Genomic DNA, 1,383 nt, shown 5'->3' with positions numbered 1-1,383 from the left:
GAGCTATGGTGACTTCTGGTGTATGGGAGGAGGTAGGAAGGGTGGCGTATCCTGTTGATTGATCACGACCAAGATCTCAATCAACACGAGTGGATACGCCATGACCGATTCTACCCTCTGGGCTCTTTCACAACCAGAACCCCAGGTCACTGACCCGCTGCACGAGCTGCTGCGCCAAGGTGCCCGTGACCTGATCGCCAAGGCCGTCGAGGCTGAACTGGCCACCTTCCTGGCCCAGTATGCCGATCAGCGGCTCGACGATGGACGCCAGGCCGTGGTCCGCAACGGCTACCTGCCCGAGCGCACCGTCCAGACTGGCGTCGGGGGTGTCACCGTGCAGGTGCCCAAGGTGCGTGACCGTAGCGGCGGTGGCGTTCGCTTCAACAGCAGCCTGTTGCCGCCCTATCTCAAGCGAGCCCGCAGCATCGAAGAACTGATCCCCTGGCTCTACCTGAAGGGGATCTCCACCGGGGACTACCAGGAGGCCCTGGCGGCGTTGCTGGGTGACCAGGCCAAGGGCCTGTCGGCCAACACGGTGTCACGGCTCAAGAAGCAGTGGGAAGACGAGCATACCGAGTGGCGGAAGCGGGACCTCGCCGACCGGCGCTACGTCTACTGGTGGGCCGACGGCGTTTACAGCAACGTACGACTGGATGACCGTCTGTGCCTGCTGGTGATCATCGGCGTCACCGAGCAGGGCCGTAAGGAACTGGTGGCCGTCGAGGACGGATTCCGCGAGTCGGCAGCCAGTTGGGAGACCCTGCTGACGAGCCTACGAGAACGTGGCCTGACCACGTCCCCGAAACTGGCGGTGGGCGACGGTGCCATGGGGTTCTGGACGGCGCTGAGCAAGATTTACCCGGCGACCGAGCATCAGCGCTGCTGGGTTCACAAGACGGCTAACGTGCTGAACAAGTTACCGAAATCTGTTCAGCCGAAGGTCAAGGCTGACCTCCATGACATCTGGATGGCCGAAACCCGCTTTGATGCGCACCAGGCCTTTGATCGCACGGTGAAGCGCTTCGAGGCCAAGTACCCCAAGGCGATGGCGTGCCTGGCCAAGGATCGGGATGAGCTGCTGGCGTTCTACGATTACCCGGCAGAGCACTGGGTGCATATCCGCACCACCAACCCGATCGAGTCGACCTTCGCCACGGTCCGGCTGAGGACCAAGCGGAGCCGGAACTGCGGCTCCCGGGCGACGACCCTGGCGATGGTCTTCAAGCTGCTCCAGAGCGCCCAAAAGCGATGGAGGAGAATCAAGCACTTCCAGAAGCTGGAACTGGTCGTCAGCAACGTCAAGTTTCAGGACGGAGAGCAAGTAGCCGATCAATCAGACAGGAATGCGGCCTGACCGTCATCCACCAGATTTGACGATAACTC

The 1,383-nt window shown here is 61.7% G+C and carries 1 protein-coding gene; it reads left to right on the top strand.

From position 1 onward, the window contains the following. Positions 1-100: 100 nt before the first annotated feature. Entirely contained in the window at positions 101-1,354 is a 1,254-nt protein-coding gene (locus HOP59_RS23420; protein WP_234255747.1) for an IS256 family transposase, read from the top strand. Positions 1,355-1,383: the final 29 nt, after the last annotated feature.

This window comes from Billgrantia aerodenitrificans, from assembly GCF_021404405.1.
GTDB classification, from domain to species: domain Bacteria; phylum Pseudomonadota; class Gammaproteobacteria; order Pseudomonadales; family Halomonadaceae; genus Halomonas; species Halomonas aerodenitrificans.
The sequence above is the reverse complement of the archived record's forward strand: the minus strand, read 5'-3'. Positions and strand labels throughout refer to the sequence as shown.